Origin of the sequence: Nocardioides sp. (assembly GCF_036401255.1) — a bacterium.
GTDB lineage: Bacteria > Actinomycetota > Actinomycetes > Propionibacteriales > Nocardioidaceae > Nocardioides.
In genome coordinates this window covers 1-14,699 of the sequence record NZ_DASWVI010000128.1, presented here as the reverse complement: position 1 = coordinate 14,699, position 14,699 = coordinate 1, and the positions used below count along the sequence as shown (strand labels likewise).

Here is a 14,699-nt window from a genome sequence, read left to right as displayed (position 1 = left end):
GCCCCCGTCCTCGGCGACGTCGTGCTCGACTTCACCTAGTCACGCCGAGGGCCGGTACGCCGTCGCCTCGATCTCCACCCGGAACCTCGGGTCGACCAGCGCGGACACCTCGACCAGGCTCGCGGCCGGACGCGGGTGCGGCAGTGCCGCGTCCAGCGCGGCCCGGACCGCGGCCAGGTCAGCGATGTCGGTCAGGAAGTAGGTCACCTTGACCACGTCCCCGAGGGTTCGGCCCGCCTCGGCGAGGAGGCCCTCGATCTTCCCGATCACGACCGTCGCCTGCTCCCCCGCGTCGTCCGGAACCTCCCCGGACCCCGTCAACGGCGTCTGCCCGGACACGAAGACGAAGCCGCCGGCCTCGCGGACCTGCTCGAAGATGGCTGCCATGGGGTCAACCTAGCCAGCATCCGATCGAGCGAGCTCTCACCGGTGGCCGGTGAGGAACCGCCGGAGTCCGACCAGGTCGTCGGTGTTGAGGTGGTCGACCCCGGCGCGCAGCTCCTCGCGCCAGACCGCGGCGCGTGCCGGACCGGCGACGTCGGGGGTCGCCCAGAACCGCACCCGGTAGCCGTGGGCGTGGGCGCGCGCCACGATCGACCGGAGCTTGGCCCGCTCGATGGCCGGCATCCGGCCCCGACCGGTCCAGCTGAAGGTGTTGGTCCAGTTGTCGCTCACGAGCGGCATGAACGTGGCGGGCGATCCGGTCTCCAGGTCGGTGAGCCGGCCGTCGTACCCGGCGTACCGGACCGGCGTGGCGAGCATGGCGGCGCGGTCGCGGTTGCCGCTGATCACCGCGGTGACGGCGCCGGGCTCGGTGTCGTCGGTCGTGAACCTGCTCATCAGTCGCGGGTGCCGGGCGAGCGCCTCCTGGACCGCGGCCCAGGTCGGCCCGGCCGCGGACTTCACGTCGATCAGCAGCTGGAAGCCGTCGTCCCAGCCGGGGTAGACCGCGCCGCCGTTCATCTGGCGCCGAGCCTCGAGCGGCGAGAGGTAGAGGCGCTCGAGGGTGCGTCCAGGCACGACCTGGTCGCGGTCGTGGGCGACGAGGAGCCGGCCGTCGACCAGCCAGACGTCGGCCTCGACGCTCGTGAAGCCCTGGTCGAGGGCGTCCAGCAGCGGTCGCGGGTGCTCGTAGTCGTTGTGGGCGTGCGCCTGAGCCAGCGGGCGCGCCTGCGCCGGACGGACCTGGGCCTCGGGCACGGCGAGACCGCGGTCGGCGAGCACCTGGCGCAGCCGGTCGGGGTAGTCGGTGATCAGACCGTCGACTCCGTCGTCGATCAGCTTGTCCATCGTCGCCGGGTCGTCGACCGTCCACGGGATGACCCGCTGTCCGTGCTCGTGCGCCTCCTGGACCATCTGCTCGGTGACGTACGGGCGGTAGTCCGGGTCGGAGACCTTGCCGTCCTGGGGGAACCCGTGCACCCGCGAGATCGCCCACACCCCGAACGACGCCGTCGCCTTGACCAGGTCGTCGTCGAAGTCGTCGATGTCCAAGCCGCCCAGCCACGGCGAGCGACCGGGCTGGTCGACCTGGAGGAAGTCGTAGTTCGTGAGCGCGACCAGCGGCAGCTCGGGATAGACCTCCTTCATCCGCATCAGCGAGCCCCAGTCGAAGCTCTGGATCGTCACCTGCGACGCGATGTCCGCGGCCCGGATCTCGGCGGCCACGACCTGGACGAACTGCTCACGGGGCGCGGTCTCACTGGGCGCCCCGGCCTCGACCTTGGTCTCGACGTTGAGCGCCACGTCGTCGGCGCCGTACGCCTGGACCAGGTCGAAGACCTCGCTCAGCAGCGGCATCCGCGCGCCCGGCGACGTCTGCTGCCCGGGGAACTGCGCAAGGGGACGGCTCCCGCAGTCGAGCGTGCGGATTTGCGAGAGAGACAGCGTGTTGACGTACTTGCCGACGTAGGGGTACTCCGGGTCGCCGGGTGTCGCGGGGGCGGTGTCCTGGCACTTGGCCCCGTTGACCTTGCGGTCGTGGGTGACGACGGCCTCGCCGTCCTCGGTGATCTGGACGTCGAGCTCGAGGGTGCTGACCCCGACCCGGAGCGCCTTGTCGAACGACGCGAGCGTGCTCTCGACCGTGAGGCCGATGCCGCCGCGGTGGGCCTGGACGTCGAAGGTCTGCTGCTCGGGGGCGGAGGACTGGGCCGGCGCCGCGATCGGAACGAACGGAGCGATCGGTGCCAGCACGGCCGTGGCGCACGCGAGCACCAGGCCGGGGATGAGGGTCCGAGATGTCATGGTCCTCACCCTGCGGACGTCGACCGCCGCCCGGGCGAACGCCGCTTGTCGGAGGAGCGACGCCTGGGCGTCCGTTTCTCGACCGCGGCTCCCGCACGCACCCGACGCATCTGTCGCGTTGCCAGCAGGACGACGACCGATACGTCAGGTGCGTGGTCAACCCCCGGCGCGCCCGACGACGTAGAGGCGCTCGGTCGTCTCCTGCCGCTGCGCGTGCGGACCGCGGAGGTACCACTCGACGTCCGTCAGCCCGGCGGCGTTGAGGACCGAGACGACCTGGTCGGGCCGGTGCAGCACGAAGTCGAGGGCGACCGGCTGCTCGAACCACTCCTCGACGTGGCGGACTCCGGTGCCGGCGTGCAGGGCGAGGACCAGCCACCCGCCCGGGGCCAGGGGACGCACCAGCGCCTCGACCGCCTCCGGGAGCTCGGCCGGAGCCAGGTGGATCAGCGAGTACCACGCGAGCACGGCCGACCAGCCCGGCGCGGTCGTCGGGCGCATCAGCCGGCGCAGGTCGCCGACCTCGTAGGACCCGTCGGGGAACCGGCGGCGGGCCTCGGCGATCATCTCCGGCGACAGGTCGAGCCCGGTGGCGTCGGCGCCCGCGTCCGCGAGGTACGCCGTGACGTGGCCGGGGCCGCAGCCGACCTCGACGACGGCTCCCCCGGCGGCGTGTGCGGCGACCCGGTCCAGCAGCCAGCTCTCGAACGGCAGCCCGGTCAGCTCGTTGAACAGCGTCTCGGCGTACCGGCCCGCCACCGCGTCGTACGCCGAGAGCACCCGGGCGTCCCGGGCATCGGCACCCTCCGCGAGCACGTCGACGGCGGGTGCGGGCGGCGCGGGTGCGGCGTCGGCCGGCGCGCCGCCCAGCAGGTGCGCCCAGCGGTTGTCGCGATCGCCGCCGCGACGTGGCAGCTCGCGCACCAGTCCGCGATCGGCCATCCGCGCGAGCGTCTCCTCGACGTCGGTCCGGTCGGCGAAGTGGTGCAGCCGCTCGGTGCGCGTCCTGAGCTCGCCCGGCGCCTGGGCCCCCCGGAGCAGCAGGACGGTCAGCAGCGCCCGCTCGTCGTCGGCCAGTCCGAGCACCTCGTCGAGGGTCTGGTGGTACTTCAGCGTGCGGCGGCCGGTGGCGGACCACACGATGCGCAGCAGGCCACGGTCCTTGAGGCGGCGGCCGACCTGCTCGACGGTGTGCTCGTCGTAGTCGACGACCGGGTCGCGGCTGCTGGACTGGTTGCAGGCGGTGCGCAGCGAGTTCAGCGTGAGCGGGTAGGAGTCCGGCACCGTGAGCTGCTTCTCCAGCAGGCTGCCCAGGACGCGCTGTTCCTCGGCGTCGAGCTCGGGGAGGTCGGCCATGAAGACGACCCTACTGACGGGCTTGGGCGATCGTCGTGACCCGGTCGGCGTCCGGGTCCCAGCGCCGCAGCTCGGTGAGGGTGAGCACCACGTCGTCGTGGCCGAGCGCGTCGACGGCACGCTGGGCGTCGGCGCGGTCGACCCGGCGGGCGAGCGTGATGTGGGGCAACCAGCCGACGTGTTGCCGGTCGGGCACCTGCACCCGCACGGCCAGCGCGCGACGTACGACGTCGTCGTCGATGTCGACGGCCCGCGCGATCGTCAGGCGGTCCCCACCGAGCAGCAGCAGGCCGGCCGCGCGTGCCCGCACCGGCAGCAGGGAGCCGAGGCGCACCCGGGCGACGTCGATCGCCTCCTCCGGCAGTGCCGGCGCCGACACGACCGTCAGGTGCGGCGAGTTCGTCCGGCCCGGGTGGTCGAGCTGGCTGGGCAGGCCGGCGTCGCGCAGTCGCCGCCAGTCCCGGCGTACCGCCTCCACGCCGTCGTCGTCGGGGACCAGCTCGAGCGCGTGCAGCTTCGGCATGCGGTCCATACTCCCTGGCATGACACAGCAGCGGGCCCGCCGCGGTCTCTTCGTCGCCCCCCTTCGACGCGCTCGCGGACCCCGCGGTCGTCGGCGACCTCGCGGCCGCCGCCGAGTCGGCGGGCTGGGAGGGCTTCTTCCTGTGGGACCACCTCCAGTACGGCGACCGCGTGCAGCGGATCGACTGGGTCGGCGAGTTCAGCGCGTTCGGCGACGAAACCGACCCGCGCCGGCGCGGCCGGATGCTCGACGAGGGACTCGAGGTCGTCACCGGGCTCTTGGCGGGCGAGCCGGTCGACCACCACGGCGAGCACTACGCGGCCCACGGCGTCCGCTACCTGCCGGCACCACCGGTCCCTATCTGGCTGGGTGGTCGCTTCGGCAACGCCGTACCACTGCGTCGTGCGGCCCGCCACGACGGTTTCTTCGTCATCGGCCTCGGGGGGCCGACCGACGTCGGCACCGTCCTCGACGACCTCGCGCAGCACGAGCCTGGGCCCGGATTCGACGTCGTCGTCGACCTGCAGCCCGACCAGGACCCCGCGCCCTGGCTGGACTCCGGGGCGACGTGGGTGCTCACCCGGGTCGGCCCCTTCGACCTCGACCTCGGGCGGGTGCGCGCCCTGGTCGAGGCCGGTCCCTGACGCCTCTCGCCCACCGCCGGCGGCCCGTGGTTAGTGTGCGGAACATGGCGAAGGCGAAGAGGCGGCTGAGCGACGAGCAGTACGAGGCCGAGCTGTTCCGGCTGCAGGCCGAGATGGTCAAGGTCCAGGAGTGGGTGCGCGCCGAGGGCAAGCGGCTGGTCGTGATCTTCGAGGGGCGCGACGCCGCCGGCAAGGGCGGTGCGATCAAGCGCATCACGCAGTACCTGAACCCCCGCGTCGCGCGGATCGCCGCGCTGCCGGCGCCCAGCGAGCGGCAGCGCGGGCAGTGGTACTTCCAGCGGTACGTCGAGCACCTGCCCAGCCCCGGCGAGATCGTGTTCTTCGACCGGTCCTGGTACAACCGCGCGGGCGTCGAGCACGTCATGGGCTTCTGCACCCCGACCGAGCACCGGCGGTTCCTGCATCAGTGCCCGATCTTCGAGCGGCTGCTCGTCGAGGACGGGATCCTGCTGCGCAAGTACTGGTTCTCGGTCAGCGACGAGGAGCAGCACCGGCGCTTCCGCAGCCGCGTCGACGACCCGATGCGCCGCTGGAAGCTGTCCACCATGGACCTGGAGTCGATCACCCGCTGGGAGGACTACTCCCGCGCCAAGGACGACATGATGGTGCACACCGACATCCCCGAGGCGCCGTGGTACGTCGTGGAGGGGGACGTCAAGAAGGAGGCGCGGCTGAACATGATGGCTCACCTGCTCACCACGCTGGACTACCACGACGTGCCGCTGCCGCCGATCGAGGTGCCCGAGCGGCCGGCGTCGACCGGCTACGTGCGCCCGCCGCGGGAGCACACCACCTACGTCCCCGACCACGTGGACACGCTGCTGTCCTGAGCGGCGCACTGCGGGGATACTCGCCCGCATGAGCCTCCTCGACAGCTGGACGCGCGGCGAGCACACGGCCGGCGGGACCACCCACCCGACGTACCGCAAGGGCACCGGTCCCGGCGTCATCGTCCTCCACGAGATCCCCGGCCTCACGCCGAAGGTGATCGGGTACGCCGAGGAACTGGTCGCGGCCGGCTACACCGTCGTTCTGCCGCACCTGTTCGGCACGCCGGAGGCACCGCTGAGCGCCGGCGCGATCGCGAAGGTGCTGCCGAAGCTGTGCGTGAGCAAGGAGTTCACGACGATGGCGACCGGCCGGACCTCGCCGATCGCGGTCTGGCTGCGCAGCCTCGCGCGGTCTCTGCACGAGGAGCTCGGCGGACCCGGTGTCGGCGCGCTCGGCATGTGCTTCACCGGCGGGTTCGCGCTCGCGATGATGGTCGACCCCGCCGTCGCCGCGCCGGTGCTCGCCCAGCCCTCGCTGCCGTTCGCCGTCGGCAAGGCACGAGCCGCCGACCTCAACCTCTCCTCCGCCGACCTCGCCGCCGTCAAGGAGCGGGCGGCCGGTGGCTGCGCGGTGCTCGGTCTGCGGTACGCCGGCGACCGCGCGGTCGGCACCCGCTTCGAGACGCTCACCCGCGCGCTCGGCGACGCCTTCCTCCGCGTCGACCTCGACGGCAAGGGCCATTCCACGCTCACCGAGCACCGCTCCGAGGAGGCCGTCGACCGGGTGCTGGCGTTCTTCGGCGACAAGCTGGGGGCCGACCAGGCTCGGCGACCGTGGAGCTGAGCCGGCGCGAGGAGGTCAACCGCCGCATGCTGCGGGCGCGCGACGAGATGGACCGCCGCTACGCCGAGCCGCTCGACATCCCCACGCTGGCAGCCATCGCCCACCTCTCGGCCTCGCAGTTCGGGCGGGTCTTCAAGCAGGTGTACGGCGAGACGCCCCACCGCTACCTCCAGCGCCGTCGGATCGAGCGGGCGATGACGCTGTTGCGTCAGACCGACCGTCCCATCACCGACATCGCGTGGGACACAGGCTTCGCCAGCCTCGGCACGTTCAGCGCCACCTTCAGCAGGATCGTCGGTCACTCACCGACCCAGTTCCGCGCCCGGCACGCGCCGGTCGCGGTGCCGTCGTGCTTCATCGCGACCTGGACCCGCCCGCGAGAGACAGTCGTTTCGGAGAAGCGGACGCCGGCTTCGGGCCCCTAGCGTCCTCGTCATGACCAACAACCACATCACCAGCCTCCACATCCGCTCCGTCCCGGTCCTCGACCAGGACGAGGCCCTCGCCTTCTACACCTCCCACCTCGGGTTCGAGGTCCGCGACGACATCGACCTGGGCTTCATGCGGTGGCTCACCGTCGGCATCCCCGGCCAGGACACCTCGGTCCTGCTGGAGCTGGTCGGCGGCCCGCAGCACGACGAGGTCACGGCCGCCCAAGTGCGCGAGCTGGTCACCAAGGGCGCGCTCGGCGGGCTCTTCCTGCTCAGCGACGACGTGCACGCGACGTACGCCGCGCTCTCCGCCGCCGGCGTCGAGATCACCCAGGAGCCCGTCGAGCAGCCCTACGGCACCGACTTCGGCATCCGCGACCCGTTCGGCAACCAGGTCCGCATCTCCCAGCCCAACGCCGCGTCCCCGGCCGAGGTCAAGGACGCCTACGAGAACGCCTGAGCCGCTGGTTCTGCGGTCAGGCGGAGAGGACCAACCCGCTGGTGGGGACGCCGGTGCCGGCGGTGACGACGAGGTGGTCGACGCCGTCGACGGGGTTGACCGAGGTGCCGCGGATCTGACGGACGGCCTCGGCGATGCCGTTCATCCCGTGGATGTAGGCCTCGCCGAGCTGGCCGCCGTGGGTGTTGAGCGGGAACTTCCCGTCGACCTCGATCGCGCCGTCGGCGATGAACCCGGGCGCCTCTCCCCTGCCGCAGAAGCCGAGCTCCTCGAGCTGCATGAGCACGTACGGCGTGAAGTGGTCGTAGAGGATGCCCATCCGCATGTCGTCGGGACCCAGCCCCGACTGGCGCCACAGCTCGCGGCCGACCACGCCCATCTCGGGGATGCCGATGTCGTCGCGGTAGTACGACGTCATCACGAACTGGTCGGCACCACTGCCCTGCGCGGCCGCCGTGATGTACGCCGGCTGCTGCGCCAGGTCGCGCGCCCGCTCGGCCGAGGTGACGACGAGCGCGACCGCGCCGTCGGACTCCTGGCAGCAGTCGAGCAGGTGCAGCGGGTCGACGATCATCCGCGAGGCCTGGTGGTCCTCCAGCGTGATCGGCCTGCCGTAGAAGAACGCGTTGGGGTTGGTGGCGGCGTGCCGCCGGTCGGCGACCGCCACCCGGCCGAAGTCCTCGGAGGTAGCGCCGTACTCGTGCAGGTAGCGGCGCGCCTGCATGGCCACGGTCGCCGCCGGCGTGCCGAGGCCCATCGGGTAGGTCCAGGCGTTGTCGAGGCCGTTGGTGTTGACCTGTGTCGCGGCCGCGACCGAGAACTGCCCGAAGCGGCTCTCGGAACGCTCGTTGAACCCGCGGTAGCAGACCACGACGTCCGCGACACCGGTCGCGACCGCCATCGCCGCCTGCTGGACGGTCGCGCACGCAGCGCCGCCGCCGTAGTTGATGCGACTGAAGAACCGCAGCTCCGGGATCCCGAGCTCGCGCGCGACGGCGATCTCGGAGGAGGTGTCCATCGTGAACGTCGTCAGCCCGTCGACATCGGCCGGCGTCAGCCCGCAGTCGGCGAGGGCGTGCTGGACCGCCTCGACCGAGAGCTGCAGCTCGGAGCGGCCCGACTCCTTGGAGAACTCGGTCGCGCCGATGCCGGCGATCGCGGCCCTGCCGGAAAGACTCATGACGCCACGACCTTCACCGTGCCGGTGACGTGGTCGCCGAGCGACACCGAGCCCACGACCTCGATGGTCGCGATGCCGTCCTCGACCGACTGCACCTCGCCGCGGAACGTCAGCGTGTCGTAGGGGTACGCCGGGGCGCCGAGCCGGATCGCGATGCCCTTGAGCTCCGTGTCGTGCCCGAGCGCGTCGACGACGTAACGCTCCACCAGGCCGTTGCTGGTGAGGATGTTCATGAAGATGTCCTTCGACCCCGCCGCCTGGGCGACGTCGCGGTCGTGGTGGACGTCCTGCCAGTCCCGGGTGGCGATCGCGGTGCTGACGATCGTGGTCGGGGTCAACGGCAGGCTCCAGTCCGGGAGCCGGTCTCCAACGTTCACGCTCGCCTCCAGACCGGCAGGGTCAGCTCGTCGTCGATGCGGTTGAAGTCCACGCGCAGCCGCATCCCGATCTCGATCTCCTCCGGGTCGACGTCCACGACCTCGCCGACCATCCGCACGCCCTCGTCGAGGTCGATCAGCGCGATCACGATCGGCAGCTCCTTGCCCGGCACGGGCGGGTGCCGGTGCACGACGTAGGAGAACACGGTGCCGGTGCCCGCCGCGACGACGTGGCCGCGATCGAGGGCACCGCAGGTCGGGCAGGCCGGTCCGGGTGGGAACCGCAGCACGCCGCAGGCGTTGCACCGCTGGATGCGCAGCTCGCCGATCGCCGTGCCGTCCCAGAAGAACCGTGAGTCGCGCCCGATCATCGGGCGGGTGATCGTCATGAGCTCTCCCCGTCCTTCTGGCGCGGGATGAACTTCAGCACCCGGAACAGCATGGTGGCCACGACCTCGCTCTGCCCATCGGGAAGGTCGACGTACCAGGTGTTGCGCGAGGTCACGAAGTAGCCCTCGCCCATCGCGGTGTTCTTCGGGCCGACCACGGAGTCGAGCGCGCTGGTGACCCGCGGGTGCTCGTCGACGCGCAGGTAGCGCTCGTAGGTCTGCTCGCAGTTGGTGCCGAGCACCGCGGTGTAGCCCTCGTCGGTGAGGAACTGCGTCATCCGGGTCAGTGGGTCCTCCGGTGGCCGCTTGCGCCCCAGCCCCGGCATCGTCCACACCTGAGCCATCGACGGTGGCGCCTCGCCGGACCGGAAGCGCGGGTTGTCATAGCCCATCGCGTCCAGCCAGGTGCCGATCGTGGCCTGGTTGACGGGGTACGGCGCCACCGACTCCGAGGCCTCGCCGAGCGCCTTGATCCGCTCGGCCTCCGCCATGATCCGCTCATGGGTCTCGATACGCGCCCGCTCGTCCCTCGCGGGCGCTACTCGACCACCGAGATCGGCGCTCATCGAGGCACCCGGGGCAGTCCGAGCCCGAACATCGCGATCAGCTCGCGCTGCACCTCCTGCACGCCCCCGCCGAACGTGAGGACCAGGTTGCGCTTGGCCTGCGCGTCGAGATAGCGCATGAGGTACGCCGTCTCCTCGTCCGACGGGTCGCCGTACCGGTGCACGATGTCGACCAGGTCGGCCGCGAGGTGCTGCACCTCGTCGGCGGCGAACACCTTCGACGACGACGCGTCGCCCACCGAGATCTCACCCTCGGCGGCGGCTCGGGCGACCTCCCAGTTGAGCAGCTCGTTGACGCGGAACACCGCGGTCACCTCGCCCATCGTGCGGCGCACGTCGGGCCGGTCGACGACGCCCGCCTTGGTCGCCCACTCCGCGACCCGGTCGCGCAGGCCCTCGAGGCGTCCGGCCGGGCCGAGCATCACGCGCTCGTGGTTGAGCTGGGTGGTGATCAGCTTCCACCCCTGGTTCTCCTCGCCGACGAGCATGTCGACCGGCACCCGCACGTCGTTGAAGTACGTCGCGTTGACGTGGTGCGACCCGTCGGCGGTGATGATCGGCGTCCAGGAGTAGCCGGGGTCGCGGGTGTCGACGATGAGGATCGAGATGCCCTTGTGCTTGGGCGCATCGGGGTCGGTGCGACAGGCCAGCCAGATGTAGTCGGCCTGGTGCCCGCCGGTGGTCCACAGCTTCTGGCCGTTGACGATGTAGTGATCGCCGTCGCGGCGGGCGGTGGTGCGCAGTGAGGCCAGGTCGGTGCCGGCGTCGGGCTCGCTGTAGCCGATCGCGAAGTGCACGTCGCCCTTGAGGATCCGGCCGAGGAACATCTCCTTCTGCTTGGGCGTGCCGTACCGGATCAGCGTCGGCCCGACGGTCTGCAGCGTCACCGCCGGCAGGTGCACGTCGGCACGCTGCGCCTCGTTGGCGAAGATCGTCTGCTCGATCTCGCCGAGCCCGTGCCCGCCATACTCCTGCGGCCAGCCGACGCCCATCCAGCCGTCCTCCCCCATCCGGCGGATCACCCGCTGATAGGTCTCGCCGTGGCGATCGATGCCCATCTCGTCGTGCTCCTCGCGGCCCGCGAGGCCGGTGAAGTACTCCCGCAGCTCGGCCTTGAGCGCGCGCTGGGCGGTGCTGAGCTCGAGGTTCTTGGTCGTCGGGTCCTCGATCGTGACGTCCTCGGGCCGGGCGCCAAGGGCGTGCGCGAGGTCGGTGACCCAGGAGAAGTAGCGGTGCATCGGGTAGGTCACGTCGACGCCCATGCCGCCGTGCAGGTGGTGGCAGGTGCGCATGGCCGCGGGCGCCTCGCGGCAGACCCAGTACGCCGCGACCGCCAGGTCGTCGGCCACATCGAGGCCGGCGCCGATCCGCCAGGCTGCGTTCGCGGCCGCGAGGTCGAGCGTGCGCGAGGAGATGTAGACGTCCGCGGCCTGCATCGCGACGGCCTGGAACTCGGCGAGCGAGCGGCCGAACTGCGTGCGTCCCTTGATGTACGCCGCGGTCAGGTCGCGGGCCCCGGCGACGACCCCGGCCGCGGTCAGGCAGAGGCCGGCGATGGCGAGGTCGCGCAGCGTGCGGGCGGCGTTCTCACCCTCGAGCAGCTCGGCGGGGGCGCCGTCGAGGACGACCGTGTGCTGGGAGGTGCGCATCGACGTCGGCGACTCGAGCAGCTGGACGCCGGGGCCCTGCGGGTCGACCAGCGCCACGGCCGGACGCCCGTCGGCGGTCACGCTCACGAGCAGGCGCGCCGCCCGGTCGGCGTACGTCACCCCGATCTTGCGTCCCGAGACCTTGCCGTCGGCGTACGTCGTGCACGGCCGCTCCGGGATGCCGGCCCCGATCTCGCGCAGCGCCGGGGTCAGCAGCTTCTCCCCCGCCGCCACGCCGGTCAGCAGAACCTGGCGCTGCTCGGCCGAGCCGGCTGCGGACAGCGTCAGCGCCCCGCAGCACAGCGTCTCCCAGACGGGCAGCTGCACCGCCCGGGCGCCGGTCTCGCGCAGCAGCACGGCGACCGCGTCGAGGCCGAGCCCCTCGCCACCCTGCTCCTCGGGGACGGCGAGCGCGAGAAGCCCCGACGAGCCGAGCGCCTGCCAGGCCGCCTCGGGGTCCTCTCCGGCGCGGTCGAGCGCCTCGGTGACGACCGAGCGAACGGCGTCGAGCGCCTCGGTGTCCACCTCCGTGTAACCGTCCTGACCCACGCGCATCTCCTGCCGGTCCTGGGGTACCTGACGAGCGAAACTGTAACCTGTTCTACTCTAGAAGGGTTACGCCGTCGAGAGGGAGGTCGCGCGTGCACCCGCTCTCACCCGGCGCGTTCGTGCGCCGTCGCTACTACGTCCCCCGCGCCCGCCTCCCCGTGGGCACGATGGTCGACCTGCCCGGACGCGGCTCGACGTACGTCACCGACACCCCCGGTCCGCGCCCCGACTCCCCGACGATCGTGCTGCTGCACGCGGTCGGGTGCACCGGCGTGATGACGTGGTTCCCCTCCATCGAGCCGCTGTCGCGGCGCTACCGCGTGGTCACGATGGACCAGCGCTGGCACGGGCTCGGGATCCAGTCGCCGGAGTTCTCGATCCACGACTGCGCCGACGACGTCGCGGCGCTCATCGACGAGCTCGACCTGCGCGACGTGATCGTGGCGGGGTTCTCGATGGGCTCGATCATCGCCCAGCGCGTCTGGCGCCAGCACCCGGACAAGATCGACGGGCTGGTGCTGTGCGCGACCACCGACCGGTTCCGCTCGACGGTCGCGGAGCGGCTCTTCCACCAGTCGCTGGAGATCGCGATGGCCGGAGCCCGCGGGGTCTCGCGGTCGCGCACGGCGACGCGGGCGTCGCGGCAGGCGGCCCGGGTGCTCGACCTCGATCCCGCCGACATGCACGACTGGGTGCTCAGCGAGTTCCGCAAGACCAGTCCGTGGGCGGTGGGCCAGGCGGTCGCCGCCCTGGGCCGGCACCACTCACGGCCCTGGTTGGGCCGCATCGACGTGCCCACCGCGGTCGTGGTCACGCTGCGCGACAAGGTGCTGCCCGCCGACAACCAGATCGCGCTCGCGCGCCGCATCCCGGGCGCGACCGTCCACGACATCGACGCCGGTCACGCCGCGTGCGTGCTCGAGTCGGAGCGGTTCGTGCCGGCCCTGCTCGAGGCCGTCGACACCGTCAACGCGCGCCGGCGCGACTCCCGGCGGCGCGCTTCCGGGACCGCTTGACCGGAGCCGGGTCCTGGGCGGACACGACCGCCGCCTTCAGGGCGGCCAGCTCGGCCGGGAACCGGCGCACCAGGTCGTCGACGTCGCGCATCGACTCGCGGCACGCGATCACCCCGACGTGCATCCGGCCGTTGTTGGACATCACGGTGACGTTCAACCCGGCCCCGTGGAACACCGGACCCAGCGGGTAGAGCGCGAGGATCTGCGCGCCCATGAAGTACAGCGGCACCGGAGGCCCGGGGACGTTGGAGATCACCAGGTTGTGCACGACCGGGTGCCGCTCGGGCAGCCGCAGGCCGGCGTACGCGCGCATCGCCAGGCCGAACGTGCGCGGCGCGGCGAACTCGGCCCAGTCCTGGAGGGCGTCCGCGCTGATCGCGGAGTGGTGGTCCTTCGCGTGCCGGTTGCGCTCGGCCAGGTCGCCCAGCCGCTCGAGGGGGTCCTCGGTGTCGGTGCCGAGCTTGGCGAACAGCGCGGAGACCTTGTTGGCGCCGGTGGCGTGCCGCGACTGCTCACGCACCGACACCGGGACGGTCGCGAGCAGCGAGGTCGACGGCAGCTCGCCGCGGTCGTCGAGGTAGGAGCGCAGTGCACCGCCGGCGACCGTGAGCACGACGTCGTTGACGGTGGTGCCGGTCGCGTTCTTGACCTGCCGGATGTCCTCGAGGTCCATGTCGGCCAGCCCGATGGCCCGATGACCGGTGATCGTGCCGTTGAACGAGGTCCGCGGGGCGGAGAACGGCGCGGCCATCGCGGTGCCCTCCCGGGCCCGGCCGATCGTCTTGGTGATCAGCTGCACCGACGGCCCGACGAGACGTACGGCGTTGAGCGGGCGCGCCAGGTTGCTCACCACCGCGCGGCCGAGCAGCTCCGCCTGGCCGGGCTCGTGCCCGTGGCGCTCGGGCTCCTGGGGTGCCATCGGTGCTTCGTCGGGCTCGAGGCTGCACAGGTGCGAGATCAGGTTCGACCCGGAGACGCCGTCGACGGTCGCGTGGTGCATCTTCGAGAACACCACGACCCCGTCGCGCCCCTCCTCGGTGCGGTAGCCCTCGATCACCCACATCTCCCACAGCGGCCGCGAGCGGTCCAGCGGCAGGCCGGCGAGGTGGCCGGTCAGCTCGGTGAGCTCCGCGTAGCCGCCGGGGGCCGGCAGCGCGAGTCGGTGCACGTGCCGGTCGATCGCGAAGTGGCGGTCGTGCACCCAGATCGGGTGGTCCAGCCCCATCGGCACCTTGCGCAGCTTGCGGGTGAACGCCGCGACGTCGCGCACGCCGGCGTCGATGTGGTCGCGCAGCGCCTCGAACGTGTAGCCGCCGGGCATGGTCGTCGGGTCGAGCACGATCACGCCGCACACGTGCATCAGCTGGGCCGGGGTCTCGAGGTACAGGAAGCTCGCGTCGAGGCCCGACAGTCGCTCCATGTCCCCTCCAGCGTGCGTAGAACCGGTTCTCGCCACTAACGAGGCACTCACCGTACGCGGCACGGGTGACGGACGTCACCCGCTCACCGGTCGACGGGGCCCGCGACAACAGGTTCTACATTTGTCGTATGTCGTTCCTCCGCCGCCAGGTCGTGACCGCCGCTCTCACCGCGAACGCGATCCGGCCGGTGCCGGGGTTCCGGGCCGGCATCCCCGCGTTCGCGGCCGGCTGGCTGACCTCCGAGCTCGCCCCGCAC

Annotated in this window: 16 protein-coding genes; 6 read left to right on the top strand and 10 right to left on the bottom strand. The window is 71.9% G+C overall.

What is annotated here, in order from left to right:
• Positions 1 to 39 precede the first annotated feature (39 nt).
• The 4 genes from VGD85_RS05810 to VGD85_RS05795 form a co-directional block, all read right to left on the bottom strand.
• A complete protein-coding gene (locus VGD85_RS05810; RefSeq protein WP_331062497.1) occupies positions 40 to 387 on the bottom strand; it encodes a RidA family protein in 348 nt (115 codons plus the stop codon).
• Between the two features lie 36 nt (positions 388 to 423).
• A complete protein-coding gene (locus VGD85_RS05805; protein WP_331062496.1) occupies positions 424 to 2,247 on the bottom strand; it encodes a glycerophosphodiester phosphodiesterase family protein in 1,824 nt (607 codons plus the stop codon).
• A 156-nt stretch (positions 2,248 to 2,403) separates the two neighbouring features.
• Positions 2,404 to 3,603 carry a DUF480 domain-containing protein gene (locus tag VGD85_RS05800; protein ID WP_331062495.1) on the bottom strand — a complete coding sequence of 400 codons (1,200 nt, stop codon included), beginning with the start codon at positions 3,601 to 3,603 and terminating at the stop codon, positions 2,404 to 2,406.
• Between the two features lie 10 nt (positions 3,604 to 3,613).
• Complete coding sequence (locus VGD85_RS05795) at positions 3,614 to 4,126, bottom strand: hypothetical protein (RefSeq protein ID WP_331062494.1); 513 nt, start codon at positions 4,124 to 4,126, stop codon at positions 3,614 to 3,616.
• A gap of 170 nt (positions 4,127 to 4,296) precedes the next feature.
• On the opposite strand from VGD85_RS05795, the gene VGD85_RS05790 reads away from it, so the two are divergent.
• Genes VGD85_RS05790 through VGD85_RS05770 form a run of 5 tightly spaced genes read left to right on the top strand, consistent with a single transcriptional unit; the run spans position 4,297 to position 7,296 of the window.
• A complete protein-coding gene (locus tag VGD85_RS05790; protein WP_331062493.1) occupies positions 4,297 to 4,770 on the top strand; it encodes an LLM class flavin-dependent oxidoreductase in 474 nt (157 codons plus the stop codon).
• 44 nt (positions 4,771 to 4,814) lie between these two features.
• Positions 4,815 to 5,621 carry a polyphosphate kinase 2 gene (gene ppk2 / locus VGD85_RS05785; protein ID WP_331062492.1) on the top strand — a complete coding sequence of 269 codons (807 nt, stop codon included), beginning with the start codon at positions 4,815 to 4,817 and terminating at the stop codon, positions 5,619 to 5,621.
• Positions 5,622 to 5,649: 28 nt separating this feature from the next.
• A complete protein-coding gene (locus tag VGD85_RS05780) occupies positions 5,650 to 6,405 on the top strand; it encodes a dienelactone hydrolase family protein (RefSeq protein ID WP_331062491.1) in 756 nt (251 codons plus the stop codon).
• A complete protein-coding gene (locus tag VGD85_RS05775) occupies positions 6,396 to 6,830 on the top strand; it encodes an AraC family transcriptional regulator (RefSeq protein WP_331062490.1) in 435 nt (144 codons plus the stop codon). The genes VGD85_RS05780 and VGD85_RS05775 overlap by 10 nt, the downstream gene beginning before the upstream one ends.
• A 10-nt stretch (positions 6,831 to 6,840) precedes the next feature.
• Positions 6,841 to 7,296, top strand: coding sequence for a VOC family protein (locus VGD85_RS05770; protein ID WP_331062489.1), 456 nt, complete (start codon positions 6,841 to 6,843; stop codon positions 7,294 to 7,296).
• 16 nt (positions 7,297 to 7,312) lie between these two features.
• On the opposite strand, the gene VGD85_RS05765 is transcribed toward VGD85_RS05770, so the two are convergent.
• Genes VGD85_RS05765 through VGD85_RS05745 form a run of 5 tightly spaced genes read right to left on the bottom strand, consistent with a single transcriptional unit; the run spans position 7,313 to position 12,012 of the window.
• Positions 7,313 to 8,476, bottom strand: coding sequence for a lipid-transfer protein (locus tag VGD85_RS05765; RefSeq protein WP_331062488.1), 1,164 nt, complete (start codon positions 8,474 to 8,476; stop codon positions 7,313 to 7,315).
• The gene (locus VGD85_RS05760) at positions 8,473 to 8,853 is read right to left on the bottom strand and encodes a MaoC family dehydratase (RefSeq protein WP_331062487.1); all 381 of its coding nucleotides are present in this window, start codon (positions 8,851 to 8,853) and stop codon (positions 8,473 to 8,475) included. Before VGD85_RS05760 ends, VGD85_RS05765 begins: the two co-directional genes overlap by 4 nt.
• Entirely contained in the window at positions 8,850 to 9,242 is a 393-nt protein-coding gene (locus VGD85_RS05755; RefSeq protein WP_331062486.1) for a Zn-ribbon domain-containing OB-fold protein, read from the bottom strand. The genes VGD85_RS05760 and VGD85_RS05755 overlap by 4 nt, the downstream gene beginning before the upstream one ends.
• Positions 9,239 to 9,808 (bottom strand): hypothetical protein, encoded by a 570-nt coding sequence (locus tag VGD85_RS05750; protein ID WP_331062485.1) that lies wholly within the window; start codon positions 9,806 to 9,808, stop codon positions 9,239 to 9,241. The genes VGD85_RS05755 and VGD85_RS05750 overlap by 4 nt, the downstream gene beginning before the upstream one ends.
• Positions 9,805 to 12,012 carry an acyl-CoA dehydrogenase gene (locus VGD85_RS05745; protein ID WP_331062484.1) on the bottom strand — a complete coding sequence of 736 codons (2,208 nt, stop codon included), beginning with the start codon at positions 12,010 to 12,012 and terminating at the stop codon, positions 9,805 to 9,807. Before VGD85_RS05745 ends, VGD85_RS05750 begins: the two co-directional genes overlap by 4 nt.
• A gap of 86 nt (positions 12,013 to 12,098) precedes the next feature.
• On the opposite strand from VGD85_RS05745, the gene VGD85_RS05740 reads away from it, so the two are divergent.
• Positions 12,099 to 13,022, top strand: coding sequence for an alpha/beta fold hydrolase (locus VGD85_RS05740; protein ID WP_331062483.1), 924 nt, complete (start codon positions 12,099 to 12,101; stop codon positions 13,020 to 13,022).
• Here VGD85_RS05740 and VGD85_RS05735 read toward each other — a convergent pair.
• Positions 12,973 to 14,442, bottom strand: a complete 1,470-nt coding sequence (locus VGD85_RS05735; RefSeq protein WP_331062482.1) for a wax ester/triacylglycerol synthase family O-acyltransferase — start codon at positions 14,440 to 14,442, stop codon at positions 12,973 to 12,975. The two genes, VGD85_RS05740 and VGD85_RS05735, sit on opposite strands and share 50 nt — an antisense overlap.
• Positions 14,443 to 14,699 lie beyond the last annotated feature (257 nt).